The following is a 24,798-nucleotide window of genomic DNA, read 5'->3' on the forward strand; positions in this document are numbered from 1 at the left end:
GTTTGAAAAAAAAGGGTGTACCTGACTGGGGAAACAGGTACACCCTTCGCTCAACGCTTAAGCAAAAACTTCCACATCGGTGGCACTAAATGACGTCACACCATCCAAGATAGCAAACTGGATTGCAGCTCCAGCACCATTACCATCGGCATCGTAACTCAGTGTAAATGTAGAGGTATCGAACAGTAAGAAATCATCCGCGTCCATTGCTGTTGCACCAGCACCGACCACCAAATTAGCTGCAGAGAAGCCACCAACCGTTAATGAACTGAACATATCGATATTGAGCGCGATTTTGTCCAGACCACTTATAAAGTCAGTGATAAAGTCGATACCACTTAATTCAAACGCCGTATCAACATAGGTTTGGACTTCATCATCATCGCCAGTAACAACCTGTTCCCACACTTTGCCAAACACAAAGGTATCAGCACCGCCACCACCGGTTAGCACGTCATTACCACCGTTACCGATAAACACATCGTCTTGTGTGGTACCGATAAAGGTATTGTTATCGGCATTACCTTCAAAACGCAGCCCGTTGGCAGTCACGCCAGACGCATCAACAACCACGTTGTTAATGGTTCCACCGTTATTACCCAGGGTATTGCTTAGATCATCGACATTGCCATTGGCCTGGAAGTAGTAATGATCATTCAGCATCTGCAATGCTTCATTTTCAACATTCAGTCGGTCAACCGTACCACCGACCTGAACGACTTCCATGCTTTGGAAATTGGCATCGTTTAACACAATAGTGCCGTTAGCTTTAGTATCCGCACCAATGCCGGTAGTAATACGCAAGGTATCAATACCATCTCCACCAACGATCAGATCATGTTTCGCACCTGTCGCGATCCATTCTTTTTGACCATCATCAGCATCAGAGGTCGTACCAGATACACCCGTGCCAAATCCGCCGATAATAAAGATGTCATCGCCATCTTCACCATACAAACTATCGGTACCACTTCCACCAACCAGCACATCGTTCCCACCACCGCCGTAGTAGGTATCATCACCACCATTCATGACACCGTAGTCGACACCAGCACTACCATAAACAGTTTCAGTGGCACCCACCAATTCATTGCCACCGTTTATATAGGTAAAACTGCCTTCTTCGCCTTCACTGGCATCGTAGATAATGTCTACATCGTGGAATAAGTTAGCTATGGAGTAGTCAGCAGCTGAAAACACAGCATAGTCATATTCAACTTCTTCGGCCCCTTCAATGTCATCGTCAGGCTCGAACTCTTCTTCCTCGTATTCCATCTTGATTGTGACTGACTCAGAAGGACCGCCTGCAACACCATAAATATGGGTACCAGGATTCAAAACACCCAAGCTCAGGGACTCACCGTTTTCTTCCAATTGCTCAGATGAAAGGATGATATTAACGCCACTGGCTAACTCGATACGTTCAATACCTGCAAAGCCTATAGACTCAGAGAAGTCACCACTTTCGGTGAATTCAAGCGTATCTACAGCGTTATATCCTGCAATAGTAGTAGCTGCAGTATTGATTTCTGAAGAACCAGGGCGTGTAACGATATTCAAACGAACATCAGTTTGAGTTTGTTCAGCAATTTCGAGGCTATCCAATGCAACGAACTGTCCGGTCACATTATCGTAGACAACAAAACCAGCATCTTCGTTACCTTCTTCTGCTTCAGTCACATTGGTGTATCTAGCGATATTGCCTGCAATATCTAAAGCAGAAGTGCCACCATCTAATGTGACCGAAGGCGCCTCAAAGTCATCGTCATCGTCATCGTCATGATCATCGTCGTCGTCATCGTCATGATCTTCATATTCATCATCGTCTCCGAAAACGAAAGTATCATTCCCCTCCCCGCCGATTAGTACATCATTTGACGTTGCGAGATAGATATTGCCATCGACAGTTTCATCACCAGCGGTACTACTACCACCGTTAATATAATCACTGCCTTCACCACCATGAAGAATGTCATCACCATCCCCACCGAAGATAGTATCGTCACCACTACCTCCAAAAATAATATCGTTGCCGGAGCCACCAAAAATGGTGTCATCACCATCTCCACCGAAAACAATGTCATTACCATCTCCAGCGTCAATGTAGTCATTTCCTGAACCACCAAAGATGACATCATTACCATTACCACCAAAAACAATATCATTGCCGCCACCAGCAAAGATTATGTCATTGCCATCGTCGCCCTCTATAAAATTATCCAAATCATTTCCAATAACCAAATCAGCATTATTGGTGCCGGCATAAGTTACTTCTGTCGTATTAAAAATTTTAATCGCCATGATAGGCTCCTTAAAAATATTCCTTTAAAACAAACAAGGTGTGTTGAACACACCTCGCTTGTCATCTAAGTTCACAATCATTTATCAGGGTATCGTTGCACCAGGAGGAGCAAACCCAGGAATGGTAATTTCCTTGAAGGTAGTTTCTTCCTGAGCGGTTTGACGCAGGCGAATTGCACCTGTTTGTACCCATGTTGTTGGATTTGTTGAATTACAAGGAGCTTCTATATAGGTGAAACCTGATAAAGGGTTTGTCGAACCATCATCATCAATAAACACCGTATCAGCAGTAAAATTTACCCAATTGCTATTTACAACAGCATCTTGTGTTGCCAAGGTTGTGCTGGCTGGTGTCGTAGCATCAATAGGTGAGTTTTCACCTGTAATAGCTGCAGTGACGCTATTTTTGGTCGGCAGATCCAGATAGTTCGTACCATTAATGGCTTGATTTGCCAGTGTGTTGTATTGAAGTGCTCTGTGTTGAACTGCTGTAAATGTTCTACCTACGCGATAAACAGGTGAAGCAGTCGTAGTAAATAAGGTGTAACCAACATTGACAGTGCCCGAGGCTGCAAAACCTCCACGGGCTATATCATTAATCTCAAAGTATTGTGTACCAGAAATTGAACTATCATGATCAGCGTTGATCATGGTGGCTCGAGTCCCAAAAATACACATCGTTTGAGCAGCGTTACGCCATAGATAATCTACAACTGTCCCAATATTGCCTGTGCCACCTGTGGTTGTTGGAATATTCGTAGTACGAAAACCAGCCAATGTATAACCTGCAATTGGTGAGGTTCCTTCAGCAGCTGGTGGAGTAACATAACAAGTATTATTTTTTGAGGATGAAGGCCGATTGGCACTTGCTATAGGATAAGAGCCAAAGTTCCCTTTGACATCATCTGCGTTGCTGGGTGGCACAACTCGACCATCATTGTAACAATTGGTATAGGCTGAACTAGCAAAGCCAGTATCAGGCAATGCGACTAATCCGAGTGCTTGAGCTTGAGCAGCAGAAAACCCGATTGCTGCAAGTATTGTGAGTTTTAATGCTTTCTGTTTCATTTGCGTCTCCTTACGAGCTACAATAAACAGGCATTTGTGGCTGCCTGTATCACCTTCATTTCAAGCGTCACTACTGATCAGGTTTTAAACGCTTGAAGATGAAACATTGGCAGTCATAAATGCCTGCCTAGTCCAAAAACCTCTTTCTTCATTAATCAAACTGCCAATTCAAACTGAGCCATGCTCCTCTTGGGGCTCCAGGGGCCACAAAATTAGTACTCAACCAATCATCGGAATTGTGGTTATAGCCGCTTGGACCTATGGCACCGTTAATACTGGGTGAGAATGGGTTACGGCCTAAACGACCCGCAGAAAAATATTCTTTATCAAAGATATTGTTGACCAAGAAGCTGACATTCAAGTTAGGTGTAAACCTATAACTTGTTTGAAAGTTAAATGTGACGAATCCTGGCACCTTTCCTGGGTTATAGGCAGTCTGTCTGGGAGCTAATACAGTAGTCCCATCTGGAAGAGTGACTTGTCTGTATTGGGTTTCGCCAACTTTATGCTCATTGTTTTCATTGCCACGGACATAACTGTCTGAATGAGCGACCGCAGTAAAACCAACTAGCCATTTAGGTGTGACTTGATAATTAATAGTCGCATTCAGATTATGTAATGGCACACCCGGCATAGAGCTGCCTTTTTCGACCTTAATTACTGATAGCCCTAATCCGGGGATATATTCAGCACTGCTATTAGCATCACTAAACATATAAAAATCATTTTCAAAAGTGGCATCTGTCAACGCATAGTTGACACTAAAGCCCCATTTGCCCTGTTGACCCGATAGACCGGCCTCTATACCTCGACGGCGGGTATCCCCTATCGTGTCAAAAAATCCCATACCATTATTAAGCGCTACGAAATAAATATCGTCTTTTAAATCAGTTTGGTATGCACCGAGATTCCATTGCAGGTTATTACCAATAGTGCCCCGAACCCCGATATCGTGTGAGGTCGCTTTAATCTGCGGCAGATAAGGATCACCAGATAGAGTTGTTGGCAAATAACACTGACGGTTTTCTTGCACACTTTTGGGGATTTCGTAGAATCCGCCTTGCCCATCGCCATAAAACACTCCTGATGGCGTATTGTCGGCTGCACATCCGAGCTCTATAACGCTTGGTACTCGTGTTCCTTGAGACCAATTTGCATAAAGATTTAGATTATCTCTTGCTTGCCAAGTAGCGCCTAATGATGGATTAAATGAATAGAAGCTAAAGGTTTCGGTTTCAGCTTCATCCACTGTTGAGTTTATTCTGAGTGGATGAAAATTCGTTGGCACACCACTGCAATCGCCATTGGGGCAAATATTAACCCTGTCTGGCTCAGTTAGTAGGTCACCCACCGTATAAGCAAAAAAACCACTGCGAGTAGCAACTTTGTTTTTGGTTTTTGTATCGTTATAACGTCCAGAGAAATTAAAGTGCCAATTTTCTACTGGACTCCACGTTTCACTGAAATACACACTTTTAGTGGTATTGGTCCCACTAAAGTCATTGTTATTAATCGGGGTAAACGCAGCAGCAAATTGCGGATGTGCTTGGTCTGGATCTAAATAGCCATTGCGGTTAGCATCAAAAAAACCTAATTGCTGGCTGTTATTGTATTCTGCACTAGCATCATCAATAGATAAGCCGACCATAAATTTATGCTTTGCTAAATTCCAGTTAAATTGTACTGATGCTCCATCAGTTGTTTGTGTAATTCGATTATCGGTAAGGATTGCGGTTGGTGTACCCGGAATATATCCAGGCTGCCCTAACCCAGCACCATCAATCAATAAAGGATTGCTAGGATTGTCAGGATCGGTGATTTCATAATTATTAACGGTAGTTCGTGTTGCTTGGCATGTATCTTGATTTATTGCTGGTAATAGCGTCACATAGTGTTTGGTAATAATGCCATTTTCATCTGTAGTAAAAAAATGATTGCTGATATCAAAAAAAGCACCAAAAGGAGCGGCTACAACATCGGCAAACAATGGTTGAGAAAAATCTGCAACAAAGCTATTTTCATTAAAATATTCTGCAGAGCTTTCTCCACTCACGTTCACTATGGGATTGTTTCTATTAATTGCTTCGTATTCTAAAAGATTACGATATGATTCAAACTTATAACGATAAGCATTTAAATACTCATCGGGTAACTCTGTATTTTTAAATGATGCATAATTTGCTGCCAAATCTTCGGGGCTTAAAACGAATAAATCATTCAAGAAAAATAGTGAAGCCGTATTATTAAAAGTAAATAAGTTATTTGTATCTGGATCGTAATTCTCAATTGGAATTACATAGTAATCCGGCACCCCTTCTCCGTTAGTACTATTGAATAAGCATGTATATTCTTCACCTTCAGCTGGTAAACGTTTTGCAATTGCTTCTTGACTATAATCCGTCATCACATCAGCACCTTTTTGGCGTCGGTCACTGTTTCGTCTATAAACCTGTCCGGTTACACTAAAGGTTTCATTCACCTGAAAGGCGGAAGCTAATTGAAATTGTTGTAATTTATTTTTAGTCGTGTCCGGCGCAGTAAATACACTATTTCGATCTCGGTCATATTCTTCACTGGGGATTAATCCATTACCAACAAGATCTGTTTCGACTAATAATGTGCTTAAGTTGATATCTAATCTTTCACCACGATAACTGGCTTTACCGAATGCTTGATTGACTTCACTGGGAGAGTTTTCGCGCCATCCATCTTCTATAAAAAAGCTTCCAGCTCCGAAAAATGCAATGGTGCCATTGTTCCAACCGCTCTCTGCTTGGAGTTGTTCACGGCCAAAGGAACCTTTTAAAACCTGTATATCAGTAGTGGTATTGTTAAATCCATCCTTGGTTTTCATGGTGAATGCACCACCAAGTGTGTTCAGACCAAAAATGGGATTCGAACCTGGAAATACATCTACATTGGCAATGGCATTCATGGGGATCATGTCCCAGTTCACTACATCACCGAAGGGTTCATTGACACGGATACCATCGAAGAAAACACTTAAACCTTGTGGCGTACCTATTTGTGGGCCAGCACTAAATCCACGATACTGCACGTCCATTTGAAATGGGTTACCTTGGTAGTCATTGACCGTGACACCTTGAAGCTTGGTATTAAACAAATCAGTCATGCTTAAAGAGTGTGATTCTTTAATATCTTTAGCTGAGAGACTTTGTACGTTTCCGGGTATTTCTTCTTTAGTGAGCCCTAAACCTGGTAATGGGCCTAATTCATAGAATCGTTGAGCGCGGACATCGACTTTTTCCAGAGTCAAAGTATCTTCGCCAAAGGTGGGTAATGCTGGTACAAGAAAATAACCACCTGCTTGATCGTCGATTGCTTCTAGGCCACTGTCTTTTAAAAGACGGTTAAAGCCTTCATCAACAGAATATTCGCCTTCTAAGCCTCTGGTTTGTTTGCCCTGAGCTATGGCTGGATCGAAGGTCAATCGCACGCCGGTTTCGGCGGCATAATCTGAGATGGCTTTACTTAAAGGGCCTGCGGGAATTGAATAGTTTTTGGGTGCTTCCTGCACAGTTTCATCTGCTGCCATAACGATATGATTCAACGGTATGGTGGATGCCATACTCAGTGAGGCAACTGATAGACAACGATAAAACTTTTTCTTCAGGCAGAGTTTGCCCTGATTGTGCATATTCAACATTCTCTCTCCGATCTTATTTTGTTGTTCTATTAGCTATGCCAATCGAAAATCGGAAAGTGACAATTTTTTTTGAAATTATTTTTAAGTTTTTTAGAAAAGCCGTTTTTATACGGGTTTGAGCATGACCATGTAAGGGGTGAAACTTTCAATACGAATCGAAAGTGTTTTGGCGATGCTGAGCAATGCAGCATCTACATCGGTGATAGGCAAAGCACCAGAGATTTCAAGATCAGCAATTGCGGGATCACAACGCACGACGCCATGGCGGTATCGTGATAGCTCGTCGATAACTTTCGCCAACGGCATGTTATCAATGATAATAAAACCTTTGGTCCAGGCATCAGCTGCTGACATATCAAACAACATTTTTTGCTGGAATAGCATTGAGGTGAATTTCACTTCTTCACCGGCATTTACCACCACTTTATCGCCGAGCCCGTCAATGGGCCTGACTTCCACTGCATGTTCAAACACATTGACACAGCTGCGATTTTTATAGATGCGTGTGCTAAAGCGAGTGCCTAAAGCGGTCACCGTGCCATGCATGGTCTGAACAATAAAGGGACGATAAACAGGATTGGTTTCTTCGGCGGTTTCAACATATACCTCGCCTTGCAGCAGTCTGACTTTTCTGGTCTGTTCGTCAAAATGAATCGATACTTTGGTGTCGGTATTTAAAACCAGTTTGGTGCCATCATCCAGCCTGAATGTTTGGACTTCACCTTTTGCGGTGGAGTAGTCCGCCATAAAGTGATACCAGGGTTTTTCTCTATAGGTAAGCCACCCGGCAGAACTAAACGCGAAAAGCAGACTGAGATTTTTGAGGACTTGTCTTCTGCCAGTAGAGACAGAAGAAGCATAGGTTCGGTTTAGGACTGCAATACTGGTTTTTGCATTTAGTCCCATAAAACAGTTAGTGACTTCTTCCACTTGCTGCCAGGCAAGTTTATTTGAATGGTCAGCGTTAAGCCATGCTTTCCATGCCTGGCGATCTTGTTCTGTTGCCGTGCCGGAGGTTAATTGAACATACCAGTTCGTCGCGTCATGAAGGGCTTTGGTATTTGTATGTGCCATTTAACTATGCAAACCGATTAAGAAGTCATGGTGATGCAATGCAATAAAGCCTTGGCAATATATTGACGAACAGAACTCACCGATACCGATAACCTTTCCGCGATTTGTGCATGTGAAAGCCCTTCCAGCTGAAACCACAAAAATGCATTACGTGTTTTGCTGGGCAAGCCATCGAGCATTTGATCAATTTTAGTCAGAGTTTCAATCATGATGGCGATGGTTTCAGGTGATGGTGCTTCAGCCTGAGGCAGGTTGGAAATCTCCTCAAGATAAGCCGCTTCGATATCACGACGTCGCACATGATTCACCATTAAGCCATGTGCAATCGTGGTGAGATAAGCCCGTGGTTCTTTGATATCAGTGAGATCATCTTTTTGTAGAATACGGGAGAAGGTATCCTGCATCAGATCGGCGGCATCAAAACTGCAGCCCAGCTTTCTGCTTAACCACCCCATCAACCAACTATTGTGTTTTTGATACAGATCTGTAACGAGTGAGTCCCTGGTTTGATGAGGGGTATTCACTGTATAAGCACCTAAATCCTGATATATCGCTGTATTACTCAAGCTACTTCTCCCCAGTATGTTGAGCAAATTTATTAAAAATTCTTGTGCCTGTAATTGTTATTGGCAATCCCTGACCATTTTCATAGAGACAAAAGGCGTGATTGGTGTCACAGAATTGGCATCAATTTACTACTTAAGTTTGGTAGTAAATATAGGAAATAATCCTAAAGTTATAAGGGAAGTTTTATAACATCGCTATTTTCTTATATAGCACCGCTTTAGGCTTTGAAGAAAGTCTGCTGATGAATTTATTGATAAAGGTCAGGGAACTTCACAAATACTTAGAGAGGGGATAAAAACGCATAACAATGCAAGTTAGATTCGTAAGTTGAAAATCTCACAGCTTCTTGGCACAAGACGTGCTTTTAATTAGGACAGCAGCTAGAAAAATCTCGACCAGAGTAATTTTAGATTAGCCATGGTCACAAATTCATTATTTTAAATAAAGCCAAATTCTATGAGCGATAAACCTAAAGTTGATACTACAGAGCACGACGAATTAGATTTTTCTCAACTAGAAAGTCTTAAAGAACGACGAGATTTGATATTGACCCACAAAGAGGCCCAGGCTGGTAGCCCAGATGATATGGCTGCTTGTGGTGAGGAAGATGTCGGGGCGGGTTTGGAGTTTTTAGTGAACAGAGATGAGCATGATAAATAAGCCTTTATAAAGCTGATTTTTAGCAGATTACTCCTCTACTTCCCTGCCCTGACTTTATTGAATGTAATTTTTTACAGCGGCTCATCTCTGTCATGTTTTAACAAGTGATGCCTGTGGGCTTCCAGTCTTACTTTATTCGCCGGACGGAATACCCAAAAATACGCTAAACACGTAAGCACAAACGAGATGACAGTGATCAACGTTCCGTACCAATCCTTTACTGTCATCATTTCAATATTGGTAGCAAAAATCGTTGTGAGTATTTCAACCATTTTTCACTCCTAATTAGTAAATTCTTTACTTTTATAAGCTGTCGAAAAGCTGCTTGAGATCAGCTACCAAGTTTGAAATGGTTTATCGGCAAACACGATACCGATGACTAGGTCTGTTGCGTTATAGGCGCTGATAAATCACTAGTTTTTGTGCGGGCCTGGCGAATAGTTCTAATGACATTGAACAGCATGAGCACCGCGCCACAAAAGAAGATAAAGCCACCAAAAGTACGCATGACATAGTACGGATACATTTCTGCGACGGATTCAACGAACGTATAGGATAAATTTCCGTAATCATCATAAGCACGCCACATCAGCCCTTGCATGATGCCGGCTATCCACATCGATGTTATATAAATGGCGGTACCGATCGTTGCCATCCAAAAATGCAGATTGACCAGTTTTACTGAGAACATTTGGGTGTTCCACATCCGTTCAGTCATATGGTAAATCGCCCCGATTGAAATCATCGCCACCCAGCCCAATGCACCTGAATGTACATGTCCGATAGTCCAATCAGTGTAATGAGACAAGGCATTCACTGTTTTTGAGGACATAACCGGTCCTTCAAAAGTCGACATGGCATAAAAAGCCAGAGAGACAATCAGAAAACGCAAAATATAATCAGTACGCAGCTTGTTCCAGGCACCACTTAAGGTGAACATCCCGTTCAATGCCCCGCCCCATGAAGGAATGATCATTGCGAGCGAAATGGCCGCGCCTAATGAACCGGTCCAGTCAGGTAATGCGGTGTATTGCAGATGATGTGCACCGAGCCAGACATAACCAAACGTTAATGCCCAAAAGTGAATTATTGAAAGTCTGTAGGAATATATCGGGCGATTAGCTTGCTTGGGTACAAAGTAATACATGATGCCTAAAAAGCCAGCTGTGAGAAAAAAACCTACAGCGTTATGTCCCCACCACCATTGGACCATTGCATCCTGAACCCCGGCGAAAACAGAATAGGATTTCCACATGCCCACCGGAATCGCCAGGCTATTGACCACATGCAAAAAGGTGAACATGATTAACAGAGAGAGATAAAACCAGTTAGCGACGTAGATATGGCTCACTTTGCGAATGGCTAAGGTCATCGTAAAGTTGATTAAAAAAGCGACCCAAACAAAGGCAAGCAGGATGTCCATCGGCCATTCGGCTTCATGATATTCCTTACCTTGGGTTAAGCCGAGTGGCAAGGTGATAAAGATGCCGAGCATATAAATATTCCAGCCCCAGAAGGTAAACCAGGCTAATTTGTCGCTCCATAATCTGGCATGGCTAGTGCGCTGCACAACATAAAAGGCGGTTGCCACCAATACCGTTCCAGCAAAACCATACAACACCGTGTTGGTATGCACCGAGCGTAAACGGCCAAAGGTAATATAAGGAATATCGAAATTTAAATCGGGCCAGGCCAGTTGTGAGGCGATAAATACGCCTACTCCTGTGCCTATCACAAGATAGATGCAGGCCATTACCATAAAATATTTTACGATGGAGTAGTTATACCCTTCAGCTGAATCGACCATTGCCCTTCTCCCCGTAAAATACTTTGACTGCAGTATCCTCACAATAAAGGAGATGGATTTAGTTTCAAAAGAAACTAACCTCCATCTCCCATTCAATTTAATCTAACAAGGCGACTTCTAACCATTCTTTGTGGCGGCGTTCATCGGCCAGGTGAGCCATCAAAATAGCTTGAATAGGTTGAGGAAAATCTTTTTCAACTTCTTTCTCATAGCTTTTGTTGGTGACTTCTTCATTCATCAACATGGCTTTCAGGATTGCTTCATCACCACCCAAATCAGCGATGACCACTTTTCCTTTGGTCAGAATAACTTTCATATCAGCACCATCTGCAGGGGAACCACCCTCCTGACTCACCAGCTGACTTAACGCAGCAATATGATTTTGGTGATCTTGCATAAAGTTAGCTAATTGATCTTTATAGTTTTTATCTTCAAGCCTGTCTATCGCTGCTTGATAGGCTGCAACCGCGTCATAATCCAGTTCAATAAGATCATTCAGGTCTTTTATAATTTCTTCCGCATCAACAAGTTCTGTCATAACTTCTTTCCTCAAAATATTAATAAAGCTCACTTAATCAATGAATTTAGGAATGAAAAAGACGACATTCAGTAAATCCCGTTAATACCTGCTCCGGAATTTCAGGAACAAGCTTAAATCATTAGTTATTTCTAACTATGTACTAGGTCAGCAATGGCTGTGCCAACAAACAGAAATTATTAGCCTCAATGGGAATGCGGCTTTAGAGCGGGAATTTTTTGACTTACAAAATAAAACTATAAGATCTATATAAAATTTATATAGTGAAATTAAAACTTACCGGACGAAGACATTCATAGTGCCATCAGTAATTCAGTAAATATTGATGTGATAACTTAGTTTGAAATCAATTTAATAATAAGTTAATCCACGTGGCTGTATTCTGGATGTAAGAAATATAAACACGTTTTCATTTTTACATTTTGAATCACTACCCTAATCACTTCCTTTTAATCAGGAGATTTCCATGAAAACCATCGGCTACGCAGCAAACTCATCTGAATCACCATTAGCCCCGTTAACTTTTGAACGTCGTGAACTACGTGCCAATGATATTGCGTTAGAAATCCTCTATTGCGGCGTCTGCCATTCGGATTTACATGTGGCGAGAAATGATTGGGGTGGATCAATTTATCCCGTCGTTCCAGGTCATGAGATTGTCGGTCGGGTTATCGAGATTGGTTCTGCGGTGACCAAATTCAAACCAGGTGAAAACGTGGCTGTGGGTTGTATGGTCGATAGCTGCCAAGACTGTGATGAATGCCATAACGATCATGAGCAGTATTGCCGTAATGGTTTTACCTTGACCTATGGTTCACCAGATCGCATTACCGGTGATATCACGCAGGGTGGGTATTCAAAACATCTGGTAGTGCGTGAAGAATTTGTCTTACGTATCCCCGAAAACCTGGATTTAGCCTTGGCCGCGCCATTGCTCTGTGCGGGAATTACCACTTATTCACCTTTACGAGAATGGAATGTTGGCCCAGGAAGCCGTGTTGGGGTTGTGGGGATGGGCGGTTTAGGTCATATGGCGATTAAGTTGGCAGTTGGATTGGGTGCTCATGTCACTGTCATTAGCACATCACCAAGTAAAGAACAGGATGCAAAAGACCTGGGTGCACATGCATTTCTGGTTTCCAAAAATGAAGATTCAATGGCCGCTGCAGGCTCAAGTTTTGATTTGATTATCGATACGGTTCCAGTGAACCATGACTTAAATCCTTACATACCTTTATTGGATAACGATGCCACGCTGGTTTTAGTCGGACAGATTGGCCCAGTTGAAGGACCCAATACCGCACCAATGATTTTCGGACGTCGCCGCATTGCTGGATCGTTGATTGGCGGAATTGCCGAAACTCAGGAAATGCTGGATTTTTGTGGACGAATGAATATTTTGCCGGAATGCGAAATGATCAAAATGGACGAGATCAATGAAGCGTTTGAACGGATGGAGAAATCTGATGTGCGTTATCGATTTGTGATTGATATGGCCTCGCTGAGCTTATAAAACGATATCCATTAAAAAATGAGCAACAACGTTAATTATTAATAATGGATTTTTTAACCGAAATTCCAAGGCGTTTTGCCATTCTGACCAGGTTGGCCCGATCCGTTTTCAAGGCTCGGGCCGCTTCACTCCAGTTTCCATCAGCTTGGGTGACAGCAGTTAAAATGCAGTGTTTTTGAAACTCATTGGTGGCGGTTTTGAGATCGAACTCAGTATCAATCAAAGGATACGATTCGGTTGTTTGTACGTTTAAGTTATCCGCTTTTTGATTAGCGGGTAATTCCAGGAATTCTCTATTCAATGAAATGATGCCGCTGGCTGTAGGCTTGGCTTTGGCTTTTAATGACGCCCGACTGATGACATGCTCCAGTTCACGGACATTGCCCGGCCAGTGATAGCTTCTTAATGCCAGTTCAGCATCCTGAGTAAGACGTAATTGCCTGATGCCTAATTTACGACTGGTTTTTTCCAAAAAATAACCTGCTAGTAATAATACGTCCTGTTCCCGATCTTTTAGTGGTGGAACCTTGATCGGGTATACCGACAATCGATGATAAAGATCGGCTCTGAAACGTCCTTCGCGGACTTCTTCTTCGAGATCCCGGTTGGTAGCAGCAATCACGCGAACATTAACCTGTTCAACATTATCTTTACCCACTGGTTGTATTTCACCGCTTTGCAATACACGTAACAATTTACTTTGCACCGTCAAAGGCAACTCACCCACTTCATCAAGAAACAGACTGCCACCATGGGCTAATTGAAATTTACCAGCTCTTTCACGATCTGCACCGGTAAAAGCGCCTTTGGTATGGCCAAACAACTCGGCCTCAGCCAAGGTTTCAGGCAAAGAAGCACAATTGATATGGACTAAGGGTTTATCCTTTCGCAATGACAATTGATGTACTGTCCGAGCTACCAGCTCTTTTCCTACGCCGGTTTCACCGGTGATAAGCACGGTGTAATCCGAACCGGCAACCAGCTGAAGCTCATTTTTTAATCTCTGCATGGCTGTGCTTTGACCAATCAGCTCTCCCCCATCTTTTAATAAAGCTTCTTGAGTCAGTTCCTGTACCAGTTGCTGGGCATGCTGAGCACTGATTTCAAGCTTTTTAAATTCCAGGGCAGTTTTTAAGGTAGCCGCAGACAAAGCTGCTATAAGTTCAAGTGTTTTAGAGCTGATATTGTTAAAACTGCCAGCTTGTAAACTGTCGATGGTGACCAGACCAATGACTTTCTGATCTGAATACAATGGCAATCCCATACAGGAATGCACCGGAAGATCCCCTGTTCTGGCTAAAAGCAAACCATCATAGGGATCGGGTAGATCACAATTATCTGAAAAGATGAATGGTTTGCTGGAATTTGAAAGTTGCTCGAGTCTGGGATGTTCATTGAGATGGAAGCGTCGACCTAATACCTCTGAGGACAACCCCTGAATAGCCAAGGGTGTTAGCAGGTTTTCATGGAGGCCCAATAAGGCAACAGCATCACACTTAATAACTTTACGAATAGAAGCCAGCAATCGATCAAAGCGATCATCATTATTGATACTGTTCGCCAGATCCAAAGCCACTTCAAGTAATAAGGTTGAATCAAAATCCTGCATAGCCGCCTCAATTTTCATTTAGGTCAATCTAGCACCATTAGGTCATAAAGACACGAGTTTTTCTATGTCAATATGACACATATTATGTTTCACGCTTATGTATATATATGATTTATATATATTTCTATATGTGGCACAACCTCTGCAAACTACATAACGAATCAGTTGTTTAAATTAGTTAAGAGGTTATTTATGTTAGATAACAGAACCATCGAAATCGTAAAAAGCACCCTGCCATTATTAGAGAACGCCGGGGTGGAAGTTACCGACCATTTTTACAAACGCATGTTTACTCATAACCCTGAATTAAAAGATATTTTTAACCTTGCAAATCAGGCGACTGGCAGACAGCAATTTGCCCTGTTCAGTGCAGTAGCGATGTATGCAAAGCATATTGATGATCTGGGTGCATTAGGTGAGTTGGTTGAAAGAGTCGCGCATAAACATGTCAGTTTTGATATTCAGCCAGACCAGTATCAAATTGTCGGCCATCATTTGATTGAAACCCTTCGTGAGCTGGCTCCTGATGACTTTACTGATGAAGTCGCTGATGCCTGGGTGAAAGCCTACGGTTTGCTGGCAAAAGTATTGATTGGTCGGGAGCAGGAAATTTACAACGATTATCAAACTAAACCTGGTGGCTGGACTGGTCCGCGTTTATTTAAAGTGAAAGATAAAACCCCGGAATCAGAGCTGGTGACCAGCTTTACCTTTGTGCCGGCGGATGGCGATGAGATTGCCAGTTATCAACCAGGCAATATCTGGCTGTTAAAGTAAAACCGGAGCATGCAGAGAATATTGAAATCAGACAGTATTCGATTTCCGATAAATTTAATGGTGAAAGTTATCGTATCAGTGTCAAACGTGAATCTCAGCCAAAAGCAGGCATAGTTTCCAACTTTTTACACGATAAAGTTCAGGTTGGTGATCAGATTGAATTAATGCCACCCACCGGAGATTTTTACCTGGCACATCTGGATAAACCAACCGTATTAATTTCTGCTGGGGTGGGAATTACGCCGATGATGGCGATGCTGGAAACATTGCTTGAAAGCAACACAGAGCAACACATCTGGTTTTTACATGCATGTGAAAATCAACATCAGCATTCATACGCTAATCAGTTACAAAGTAAAGCAGATCAATTAGATAAGTTGCATTACTACTATTGGTATAAACATGATGACACTGATGATGAAAAGGCCCTGAATGGTTTGATGTTATTAGAGCGTTTACAATTTGAACTGCCACTATCGGATGGTCATTTTTATATCTGTGGGCCGGTTGAATTCATGCGTTTTATTAAACAGCAGTTAATTGATTTAGGCATCCCAAGCGAACAAATTCATTATGAAGTGTTTGGCCCGCACAGTGATATTTGACAGCAAGCTGGAGAGCGAAAGATCGCTCTCCTTTTCAATTCACTTACTAGATTGATTTATTTAAGCGTTGTACCTGTTTTTTTGACGAAATCTTCATCTTGATAACGGTAGATTCATTGCATTATCAATGAGGATTTTTAAATGAAACATCTAACAGTAAGTTTCTGGTTGGCCGGATTGTTCTTATTTAATAGCTTTTCGGTTCAGGCCGAATCAGAACAGATCTGTGAAGAATGGGCCAGCAAAGCCGGTTCGTATATGTTGTTTCGCCAAATGAATACGCCAATTCACGAAGCCATGCAAAACGCGATGGGCAACGTGACTCGGGGTTTATTGTTGAGTGCCTATCAAGAACCAGTGCAAGATACCAATGAGGGCAAACAGAAAGCCATTGATGACTTTAAAAATGCAACCTATGAAGGATGTATTTCTCAACAAGAAGAATGAATTGCGTGAGTTAAAACTCATATTCTAATAATGCACGCCAGTTTACATCAGCTGTTTTTGCATTCAAGCCAGTGAGTACGCCCAGCTCCCAATGCAGCTTTTTACCCGGTGAAAGACTGATATCACCTAAAAATACGGGCCCTAAAGCGCGGGTATTTTCACCGGCGTAAAACTCCATGGCGGGTTCAAAAAAACGTGACAAGCGATAGCGTGTTTGTAAAGCCAAGGCTGTTTCAAATTCACTCTGCACGCTCTCGCCCCACTCATATTTCAACCAGAAGTTGGCGGTGCCCACCCACTTTCCCCACTCTTTCAAAGCAATTAAACCGGTCGCTATTTCCCAATTATTCTCATCACGCTGCCGTTCCAGTTCGGTTATAAGTCCCCAATCCACGGCATATTCGCCCTGCTCGGTTAATTGCCACAACGCCTCCACTTCAAAGGCTTCAAGGCGTAAATCATTGTGTTGATTGTCTTCAGCGATTAAATAAGCTTCGATAAATAGTCGATCATTTACCGATTTGCCAAAGCCCAATCGTTGGATTTGCCGACCATCCGAATCGGTCATTCTCCATTCGATTTCACGTTCAAGCGGTTGAACATAAGGGGCATAGACTTTATCGACCGGATTGCCATCAGCAAAACTCGTCGAACTGAATAAACTTACTGCAGTGAGATTCAGCAACAGTAAAACGCGGATATTAAACATGAGTTGTTTGCCTTAAATGTCTGCCGATAAAAATCACCAGTAGCATTATCAGCAAGCTGCAAATGTATACCAGCAATTGCGATAAGGTCGGTGTCGCTTCATAAGCCATCAAGGCATACAACAACTGACCCGGTAAAGAATGTTCGCTGATAATGTGAGAACTGTCCCAGACAGGCTCTGTTGCTGGCAACCAATCGGCTTGTATGAGAAATTGTGTGGCCTGGCTCATCATGCTGCCCCCTACCATGATCACCAGTAAACCAATGAGTTTTATCGCCGAAACAGGTTTCAGGGCAATCATCAAATGATAAAGAAACACACCGCAGCTTAGCCCTATCCCAAGACCAATCAGGCCTCCGGTAACAACTGAGCCCATCAGGAAGCTGTCACTTCGAAATCCGGAGATATACAAGATAATTTCAGCACTTTCACGACTGATTGCCAGGATAATTGCCATCGTAATCAATAGCTTGACCAGTCGATTGGGCAATAGAATATTTTTTGCCAGCAAAAACAAAAAAGCAATCATAAAGAGATAAATCCCTATATGGATCATGGTGTTGACAATTTCCTGGCCAACACCCTCAAACCATGTAGAAATAAAACTCAGGTAATAGCATAAATTGCCCCGGTGATAAGCCCCAATATAATTGCTTTAACTAAAAAAATGCGTGAATGTCCACTGACAGTGGTAAACGCCATAAACAGGCTCACGACCATGGCGGCTTCAAGTACTTCTCTTAAAACGAGAATCACACTGTTAAGTAGCATGATTACTCCTCAATTTCTTGAACAATGATTCTTCCCTGTGCTGTTTTAGGGAAGAATTCGCCAAAAAATGGATAGATGCCGGGTTTTAATGGCCCGATAAAAATGATCACCTGCGACTTACCAGGAATTACTTTTTCACGGTTAAGCTCATAACTTTCAAATTCTTCGGGTGTGACATCCTGATTTTTGACCAGCAATTTAACTTTGGTATTGGCCGGAATAATCAGTTCATCCGGGTAAAAAAGATGGTCTTTGATAATGATTTCATACACCGGTGGCTCAGCATGTAAGTCAAAGGAAATCAATAAGATAATGATTGTTGTGAATATATGTTTCATCAGTTATTCAACGTCACTGGAAAATCGATGATGACTTTCAGACCACTGCTAAAAGAGGATTCGCTAAGTTTGATGTCAGCATGATGCATTTCGACTATGTGCTGCACAATTGCCAGACCCAAACCGCAGCCGGGCATCTGCAAATCACTGTTTTCATTTTGATAGCGATAAAATCGGTCAAAAATGCGTTCATATTGATTAGCCGGAATACCCGGACCATCATCTTCAATGGTGAACCGCACGCCTTTATCTATTGGATTGACCTGAATCATGATATGACCTTTTTCAGGCGCGTATTTGCTGGCATTGCTGAGTAAGTTCTGTATCAGCGTTTCCATTGCAAAAACATGTGCTTGCATGATGGCTGGTTTAGCACTTAATTCAACATGTTGGCGACGTTTTTCAAATTGCTGGTAATCACGGGCAATCATTTCACTGGTCAGCTTCGACAAATCAATGGTTTCGGTTTTAGCTGCAATCTGTTCCGGTGCTGTGCGATATAAAGTGAGGATCTGATTAACCAGATGGCCCATTCGCTCAACCGCTGTGCGCATTAATTGCCACTCTTCACTGTCATCGCCATGGGTTTGCTGCAGATTGTGTAAATGTATTTGCAATGCACTGATAGGCGTTCTTAATTCATGTGCTGCATCAGCTGCAAAGCGTTGTTCACGCTGAAAACTTTGATCAAGCCGCCAAAATAATTGATTAATGATCTGCACCAATTGATTGATTTCTGTGGGTAAGCCCGCCAGATGGATGGGTTTGAGATCATCAGCTTGTTTGCTGGCAAGTTGCCGGGACAGGTTTTTTAATGGTTTTAATCCGGTTCCGATGAGCCACCAAATTAAAACCGCAGCAACCATAATCCCGATAAACGCTGGGAAAATAGTAGCGAGAACAATGTCTTCGGCCATTGATGATCGGACATCGCTGCGTTCTCCGACAATAACCCAGCGTTGCAAATGTGGATCGGGGTAAACATAGTTATGCCAACGAAAACCATTAAAATTAACGTCGTAAAAACCTTTTTCAAAACGGCTTAACGCGATTTTCGGCGCAGTATCAGAGCGGGTAATCAAATTGCCGTTAGCATCCCAGATTTGAAAAAACAGGTAACTGCTGGTTTGCCCCCCAAACACATCTGCTGGCAGCTGCTGGGTATTGGCACTGGCAATTAATTCAGCGGTGTCAGACAGACGTTCATCGAATAAACGCTGGGCTGTTTCGATACTGGATTGATAGCCTTTCAATAGCGAGACAAACATCACCAGAATCAGCGTTGAAACTAATATCAACAATAAATATAGTCGGATCGATTTCATTTAGTGGTTATCTGGTAACCCACACCACGGATGGTTTTAATAAAACCTTCCGGTAGTTTTTTGCGTAAATGATGCACATGCACTTCAATCGCATTGCTGGCAACCTCTTCGCCCCAACTGTAAAGTTTTGATTCCAGGCTGTCGCGGGTTTGAACTCTGCCGGCATTTTCCATCAATATTTTCAGTAACATAAATTCACGTCGGGATAATTCAACTTGCTGACCATCAACCTGTAGTTGTAACGTTTTGTTATCTAAGGCCACGCCGCCAATTTGCAACGCAGCATGCTGCTGACTGCTTAAACGCCGCTCAAATACTCTTAATCTGGCCAATAACTCAGTGATATCAAAAGGTTTGGCGAGATAATCATCAGCACCGGCATCCAGACCACTCACCCGATCATCAATACTGGAACGTGCCGTTAACACTAATACGGGTAACGCAGGATCGAGTTTTCTTATCTCGGCTAACACAAGTGTGCCATCCATATCCGGCAAGCCGAGATCGAGAATCACCATATCAGGAGGTGTGGTTTTAATACTGTTAATCGCCTGACGGCCAAGACTCAGATGATTGACGGTAAAGCGCTCATGGCGCAAAGATCGAATCAATCCCTGTGCCAGAGATGCATCATCTTCAATTAACAGTACTTGCATGTTTTTGCTCGGCCATATGTTTTTTCACTGCTGCCAGCGCCTGGTCTATTTCCTGATGACGCCCTTTATCTGCTAAGGGTCTTTCGGGTCTTGGGGCCGCTTGTTGTGCTTTTAAAAGAAACTTTTCGGCCTCAGCATATCGATGTTTTTCAATAAGATATAGCGCATAAAAATAATTACTATCAATGCCTTGCGGATTTATTGTTAACGCTTCTTTAAGCATTTTTTCGGCAATGGTATTGTCCCCAAAACCCAGCGGCCAACCGGGGACCTTATAAAACAACGTACCCAAAGTAGTATAGGCCGAACCATTCAAAGCTTGCTTATCAATTTCGATGGCTTTTTCTAAGTCAGCTTTAGCCGTTTTAGCCATTGATAATGCACCTAGACCACCTTTTTTACCTGCATAACTCGCATAAATAATACCGCGCCAGATTAAGACATCTGCTTGTGCCGGTAACTGCTGTCTGGTTTTATCGGCTTCGGTAATCAGATGCTCGAACGCCTCTATTTGTGGTTTTCCGCTTAATTCATAATTTGCATGCTCCCAGGCCGATTGCAGTTGCACAGCTTCTGGAGCAACCGCATGAGCTGATAAACAAAACATCAATAAAGATGCTGTATAGCTTGTGATAAGTAATCTTTTCATATTTTTTCTCCTGACCAGTACCGTTGAATAATGGGAAGTTTTGCAGCAATACCTTGATCAACCCATCGACTATTAATGGAATTCAACCAGCCAAAAAAACGTTCTGGCCAGCCTAAAAACTGCTCACTGCGTTGCGGGTGCTGAAAAAAACTGACAAATTGTTTGGCAACCTGCTCAACGCTATCGCTGTGATTTCCCAGTGCGTCATTCATTGCCATCACATTGGCATCATTCATAGCGGTTTTAATGGTTCGGGGGGCAAACAAACGCACCGTAATATTGGTATCGGCCAGTTCACGACGCAGTGCTTCAGTAAATCCACGCAAACCAAATTTGCAGGCACTGTAAACACTAAAGCCTGGAAAACCTAAGCGGCTGAAAGCTGAACCGATATTGATAATTTGTGCCTTATCGCGCTTTCTCAAACTGGGCAGCAGACAACGTGTTAACTCAACAGGTACCAATAAATTGGTTGTCAGCATATGGGTAATAGCGGTTTCACTCATTTCCTGTAACGGGCCAAAATGATTGCTGGCTGCATTATTTATAAGAGCATCAATGCCACCACTGAATTGCTGACAATATGCCGTAAGTGCCTGACGACCATTGTGGGTAGACAGATCGCCAGCAATGCAATGATGCTGGCCACCTAATTGCTGGTTTAACTGTTCGAGTTTTTGATGATCCCTACCCGACAAAATTAATACGACACCGAGTTTGGATAATGAAACGGCCAAAGCACTGCCTAAGCCACCTGTTGCACCAGTCAGAACAACGATGGTTTGTTTTGATGTGACTGAGCCAATCATGTCAGGCTCCGAAAAATGTCACCGTATAAGCGATAGAACATTCTGGCACTGTGCACAATTTGCTGTTTGGCTGACGGGTCATCAATGCGATCCATCAATCCCTGAAAAAACTTCACATGCTCTTGATCCAATGCCCCATGTGAACGCAGGTAACTAAACGCCTGATCAGGTAACGATAAGGCTTTTTGTATAGCAGATGCGGCATTATCTGCGGTGGCAATGCTGGTGCCTTCAAGTACATGAACCATGCCAAAGAAACCTAATGGATTCACTCTAAACACCGTGTCATAGGCGTAAGCGACCATCAGTTCGGTGGTGTTATGAGCACGACTGTTTCTGACAAGTTCTTTATCGGCCCCGCACGCCGCAATATCGTTCAGGATCCATTCCTGATGGCCCAGTTCTTCTTCTATATATTCAGCAACCGCCTCACGTAACCATTCATATTGCTCTGGCAGTTGTGAACCCACCGCCATCAACAATGGAATGGTATGTTTCACATGATGATAAGCCTGGGTTAAAAAGGCGATATAGTCTGCAAGGGTAATATCACCCTGCATCGCTTTATCAAAAATTGGGGCTTGAAAAAGCGTTAAGCGATCTGCTGCTGTTTCCTGACATAGGGTGTCAAAAAATCCCATACTGTGGCTCCTGATAAAGGGATTCCAAAGAATCCTGAAAGTGATTGAAAATGGCTTCACGACGGGTCGACCATTAAGAGTTAACAGGCCGTTAAGAGACGTTAAAGGCTGCTCGAGACGCAGCCATTTGTAGAGTTGGGCGTATTGCGGCAAAGATTGATTTATCTGATTAATCCAATGTTCAAGCGCAATATCGTCCAGCGTGCTGTAAATCAAAGCGACACAAAACGGACGAGCATCACCGAATAACACGCATTGCAATACCTGGGGATGGGCTAGAACTTCACTTTCTACCCACTCCGGATTGATGTTGCGGCCATAACTGGAAATGATCAGTTGTTTTTTACGTCCCTGAATCACCAGATAGCCATCGGCATCGAGATAACCATAATCTCCGGTATAGACTTCGTCAGCCGCAGGTTCTGCTGAGCCTACATAGCCAAGAAAAGCATTGCCTTCGACCACAATTTCAGCAGAACTAAAACTGATATTAATATGTGGCAGCACTCTGCCTGCAGTACCGGGTTTATCCTGTAATGGAGTGTTAAGACTGACCACCGAACTGCACTCGGACAGCCCATATCCCTCATAAACAGGGATGCCCAACTGGCGTGCACGCTCAATTAATGGTTTTGCAACCCGACTACCGCCGACGGCGACGAATTTTAATGAGCTTGGTGGGTGCCATCCCTGCTCGACGGCAAGGACCAAAATGGATAATAACTCTGGCACCAAAATCAGACTTTCAGGCTGATAATGAGTCAGTGTTTTAATCAACTTGTCAGTTTTACCGGACAGACTGCCGGATACACCTGTTTCGACTACAGGCAATAAAATGACTTCCCCACCACTTAATAATGCCGAGTAAAGACCGGCGATATTCTCCAATAAAGTGCTTAACGGTAATAACGCCAGATGTCTTACATTTTGCATTTGCAACACAGCTAATAAACTTTGCGTCACCTGAAATTGATTGTCGTTACTCAGGCAAACGCCTTTAGGCGTGCCTGTTGAACCAGAAGTGAACGTAATCTTTGCCGTGCCGATGGGCAATAAAACATCACTCGGCAAGTGAGTGCCGGTGAAGAGCATGTCAATGTTATGCAAATGCTCTCTATCAGCAAAAAAGTCTGGGCTAATAGAGGTGGGCCAGAGATGGTCAGCATGAATCACGCCGATGGCACCGGTACTTTGCAGTGCATGTTGTATTTGGGCTGGAGTAAAAAACAAGGGTAATGGCAACAAAATAATACCAACATGCTGTGCGGCCAAATCCACCAATAACCATGACAGGCTATTGTCGGCTAATAAACCAACCACTTTGTTTTGATAAACCTCAAGCTCAGTCGCCACAGCAGCAACTTTTTGCACGAGTTGTTTACGACTCAAACTTTGCGTACCGTCTCGTACACAGATTTTATCGGGTTCTGCCGCAGCCAGCTTTTCAAGAGCCAGTAAAAATTCACTGGTCATGGGCGTAACGTCCTGGCCGTGTTTAATATAAATTCAGCGTGAATATCCAATACGCTGTTAATGACGGGATGTTGTTGTAAATGGTTAACAGCGGTTGGCAAATGCCCAGTCAGAACCATTGGCTGATGCTGATAATAGCTGCCCCATTGTTGCTGTTTATCATGCAAAAAATTCGGATCCGCATCACCTAATGAATATGAGGTGAGCTGTAACTTGCTTAATAAATGTCTGACCTGTCGAGTAGCGGTAAACACCACCCATTGATAATTTGCTTGATGCAAAATCGCAGTCAGCAAAATAAACAATAACGGGCTACCGGTTTGTAAACTGGCTGCCAGATTGCCAATTTCTACAATATCTGACCGCCGGATCCCGTTGGTGATTGTTTGCAGTGATTGTTCAATGGGCTGTTGTAGATATTGTTCGAGAAATAACTGCTGACCTTGTGCTGGTTGAAAACCAATCGCTGAATCAACACAACCTTCAGTATGACTGGCAAGAAAATACGGTAAAAAACTGTGGATTTTTGCACCAAAGGCAGCATAAAAGCGATCACTGATAAACGCCTGCACGTTTGAATATTCATCAGCATGACTACGCTTTATCAATGACACGGGTTTGTGGGGAAATAATAACCGTTGTTGCCAATGTTTTACTGAAGGTTGAACTAAAGTTTGCAGCTTTTTCGCTTCCATATATCACCTCCTGATGACTATGGTTGCTTATGTTAAGCAGCAAAACTTAAGAAAAACTTAAGTTATTATTTTGTTCAAAAATGGGTATATACACAGAAC

Annotated in this window: 24 protein-coding genes and 1 pseudogene; 6 read left to right on the top strand and 19 right to left on the bottom strand. The window is 42.8% G+C overall.

Annotated features, from left to right (window positions below):
• Positions 1-57: 57 nt before the first annotated feature.
• From E8Q33_RS08840 to E8Q33_RS08860, 5 genes are all read right to left on the bottom strand, one after another.
• On the bottom strand, positions 58-2,301 hold the full coding sequence (locus E8Q33_RS08840) for a calcium-binding protein (protein WP_136554223.1): 2,244 nt from the start codon (positions 2,299-2,301) through the stop codon (positions 58-60).
• Between the two features lie 84 nt (positions 2,302-2,385).
• Positions 2,386-3,369: a hypothetical protein gene (locus tag E8Q33_RS15640; RefSeq protein ID WP_211116133.1), complete on the bottom strand. Its 984-nt coding sequence runs from the start codon at positions 3,367-3,369 to the stop codon at positions 2,386-2,388.
• A 151-nt stretch (positions 3,370-3,520) separates the two neighbouring features.
• Positions 3,521-7,036 carry a TonB-dependent receptor domain-containing protein gene (locus tag E8Q33_RS08850; RefSeq protein ID WP_136554224.1) on the bottom strand — a complete coding sequence of 1,172 codons (3,516 nt, stop codon included), beginning with the start codon at positions 7,034-7,036 and terminating at the stop codon, positions 3,521-3,523.
• A 105-nt stretch (positions 7,037-7,141) separates the two neighbouring features.
• On the bottom strand, positions 7,142-8,110 hold the full coding sequence (locus E8Q33_RS08855) for a FecR domain-containing protein (protein WP_136554226.1): 969 nt from the start codon (positions 8,108-8,110) through the stop codon (positions 7,142-7,144).
• A gap of 17 nt (positions 8,111-8,127) precedes the next feature.
• The gene (locus E8Q33_RS08860; RefSeq protein WP_136554228.1) at positions 8,128-8,676 is read right to left on the bottom strand and encodes a sigma-70 family RNA polymerase sigma factor; all 549 of its coding nucleotides are present in this window, start codon (positions 8,674-8,676) and stop codon (positions 8,128-8,130) included.
• 457 nt (positions 8,677-9,133) lie between these two features.
• Between E8Q33_RS08860 and E8Q33_RS08865 the strand changes: the two genes are divergently transcribed.
• The gene (locus tag E8Q33_RS08865; RefSeq protein WP_136554230.1) at positions 9,134-9,337 is read left to right on the top strand and encodes a hypothetical protein; all 204 of its coding nucleotides are present in this window, start codon (positions 9,134-9,136) and stop codon (positions 9,335-9,337) included.
• Between the two features lie 71 nt (positions 9,338-9,408).
• Here E8Q33_RS08865 and E8Q33_RS08870 read toward each other — a convergent pair whose 3' ends face one another.
• The 3 genes from E8Q33_RS08870 to E8Q33_RS08880 form a co-directional block, all read right to left on the bottom strand.
• Positions 9,409-9,609 carry a cbb3-type cytochrome c oxidase subunit 3 gene (locus tag E8Q33_RS08870; protein WP_136554232.1) on the bottom strand — a complete coding sequence of 67 codons (201 nt, stop codon included), beginning with the start codon at positions 9,607-9,609 and terminating at the stop codon, positions 9,409-9,411.
• Positions 9,610-9,716: 107 nt separating this feature from the next.
• The gene (ccoN, locus tag E8Q33_RS08875) at positions 9,717-11,144 is read right to left on the bottom strand and encodes a cytochrome-c oxidase, cbb3-type subunit I (protein ID WP_136554234.1); all 1,428 of its coding nucleotides are present in this window, start codon (positions 11,142-11,144) and stop codon (positions 9,717-9,719) included.
• 97 nt (positions 11,145-11,241) lie between these two features.
• Positions 11,242-11,715 (bottom strand): PA2169 family four-helix-bundle protein, encoded by a 474-nt coding sequence (locus E8Q33_RS08880; protein WP_247869992.1) that lies wholly within the window; start codon positions 11,713-11,715, stop codon positions 11,242-11,244.
• A 433-nt stretch (positions 11,716-12,148) separates the two neighbouring features.
• On the opposite strand from E8Q33_RS08880, the gene E8Q33_RS08885 reads away from it, so the two are divergent.
• Positions 12,149-13,195, top strand: a complete 1,047-nt coding sequence (locus tag E8Q33_RS08885) for an NAD(P)-dependent alcohol dehydrogenase (RefSeq protein ID WP_136554236.1) — start codon at positions 12,149-12,151, stop codon at positions 13,193-13,195.
• Positions 13,196-13,226: 31 nt separating this feature from the next.
• On the opposite strand, the gene norR is transcribed toward E8Q33_RS08885, so the two are convergent.
• A complete protein-coding gene (gene norR / locus E8Q33_RS08890) occupies positions 13,227-14,822 on the bottom strand; it encodes a nitric oxide reductase transcriptional regulator NorR (RefSeq protein WP_247869993.1) in 1,596 nt (531 codons plus the stop codon).
• A gap of 174 nt (positions 14,823-14,996) precedes the next feature.
• Here norR and E8Q33_RS15990 point away from each other — a divergent pair, with 174 nt between their 5' ends.
• The 4 genes and pseudogenes from E8Q33_RS15990 (at position 14,997) to E8Q33_RS08900 (ending at position 16,633) form a co-directional block, all read left to right on the top strand.
• Complete coding sequence (locus E8Q33_RS15990) at positions 14,997-15,581, top strand: globin domain-containing protein (protein WP_247869994.1); 585 nt, start codon at positions 14,997-14,999, stop codon at positions 15,579-15,581.
• 20 nt (positions 15,582-15,601) lie between these two features.
• Positions 15,602-15,709 (top strand): annotated as a pseudogene (locus E8Q33_RS15995) (hypothetical protein); the annotation flags it as partial.
• 36 nt (positions 15,710-15,745) lie between these two features.
• Positions 15,746-16,186 (top strand): hypothetical protein, encoded by a 441-nt coding sequence (locus tag E8Q33_RS16000; RefSeq protein WP_247869995.1) that lies wholly within the window; start codon positions 15,746-15,748, stop codon positions 16,184-16,186.
• Between the two features lie 141 nt (positions 16,187-16,327).
• Positions 16,328-16,633 (top strand): hypothetical protein, encoded by a 306-nt coding sequence (locus E8Q33_RS08900; RefSeq protein ID WP_136554238.1) that lies wholly within the window; start codon positions 16,328-16,330, stop codon positions 16,631-16,633.
• 10 nt (positions 16,634-16,643) lie between these two features.
• On the opposite strand, the gene E8Q33_RS08905 is transcribed toward E8Q33_RS08900, so the two are convergent.
• From E8Q33_RS08905 to E8Q33_RS08945, 10 genes are all read right to left on the bottom strand, one after another.
• The gene (locus tag E8Q33_RS08905; protein ID WP_247869996.1) at positions 16,644-17,342 is read right to left on the bottom strand and encodes a hypothetical protein; all 699 of its coding nucleotides are present in this window, start codon (positions 17,340-17,342) and stop codon (positions 16,644-16,646) included.
• Positions 17,335-17,871, bottom strand: a complete 537-nt coding sequence (locus E8Q33_RS08910) for an FTR1 family protein (RefSeq protein WP_247869997.1) — start codon at positions 17,869-17,871, stop codon at positions 17,335-17,337. Before E8Q33_RS08910 ends, E8Q33_RS08905 begins: the two co-directional genes overlap by 8 nt.
• 77 nt (positions 17,872-17,948) lie before the next feature.
• The gene (locus E8Q33_RS16005; RefSeq protein ID WP_247869998.1) at positions 17,949-18,113 is read right to left on the bottom strand and encodes a hypothetical protein; all 165 of its coding nucleotides are present in this window, start codon (positions 18,111-18,113) and stop codon (positions 17,949-17,951) included.
• A 2-nt stretch (positions 18,114-18,115) separates the two neighbouring features.
• Complete coding sequence (locus tag E8Q33_RS08915; protein WP_136554240.1) at positions 18,116-18,451, bottom strand: cupredoxin domain-containing protein; 336 nt, start codon at positions 18,449-18,451, stop codon at positions 18,116-18,118.
• Positions 18,451-19,776, bottom strand: a complete 1,326-nt coding sequence (locus tag E8Q33_RS08920; RefSeq protein ID WP_136554242.1) for an ATP-binding protein — start codon at positions 19,774-19,776, stop codon at positions 18,451-18,453. The genes E8Q33_RS08915 and E8Q33_RS08920 overlap by 1 nt, the downstream gene beginning before the upstream one ends.
• Entirely contained in the window at positions 19,773-20,432 is a 660-nt protein-coding gene (locus E8Q33_RS08925; RefSeq protein WP_136554244.1) for a response regulator, read from the bottom strand. The genes E8Q33_RS08920 and E8Q33_RS08925 overlap by 4 nt, the downstream gene beginning before the upstream one ends.
• A complete protein-coding gene (locus tag E8Q33_RS08930) occupies positions 20,413-21,081 on the bottom strand; it encodes a hypothetical protein (protein ID WP_136554246.1) in 669 nt (222 codons plus the stop codon). The genes E8Q33_RS08925 and E8Q33_RS08930 overlap by 20 nt, the downstream gene beginning before the upstream one ends.
• Positions 21,078-21,890, bottom strand: coding sequence for an SDR family oxidoreductase (locus E8Q33_RS08935; RefSeq protein WP_136554248.1), 813 nt, complete (start codon positions 21,888-21,890; stop codon positions 21,078-21,080). Before E8Q33_RS08935 ends, E8Q33_RS08930 begins: the two co-directional genes overlap by 4 nt.
• Positions 21,887-24,004, bottom strand: a complete 2,118-nt coding sequence (locus E8Q33_RS08940) for an AMP-binding protein (protein ID WP_136554250.1) — start codon at positions 24,002-24,004, stop codon at positions 21,887-21,889. The genes E8Q33_RS08935 and E8Q33_RS08940 overlap by 4 nt, the downstream gene beginning before the upstream one ends.
• Positions 24,001-24,699, bottom strand: a complete 699-nt coding sequence (locus E8Q33_RS08945; RefSeq protein ID WP_136554252.1) for a thermostable hemolysin — start codon at positions 24,697-24,699, stop codon at positions 24,001-24,003. The genes E8Q33_RS08940 and E8Q33_RS08945 overlap by 4 nt, the downstream gene beginning before the upstream one ends.
• Positions 24,700-24,798: the final 99 nt, after the last annotated feature.

The sequence above is a fragment of the Methylophaga sp. SB9B genome (assembly GCF_004832235.1).
Lineage (GTDB): Bacteria > Pseudomonadota > Gammaproteobacteria > Nitrosococcales > Methylophagaceae > Methylophaga > Methylophaga muralis.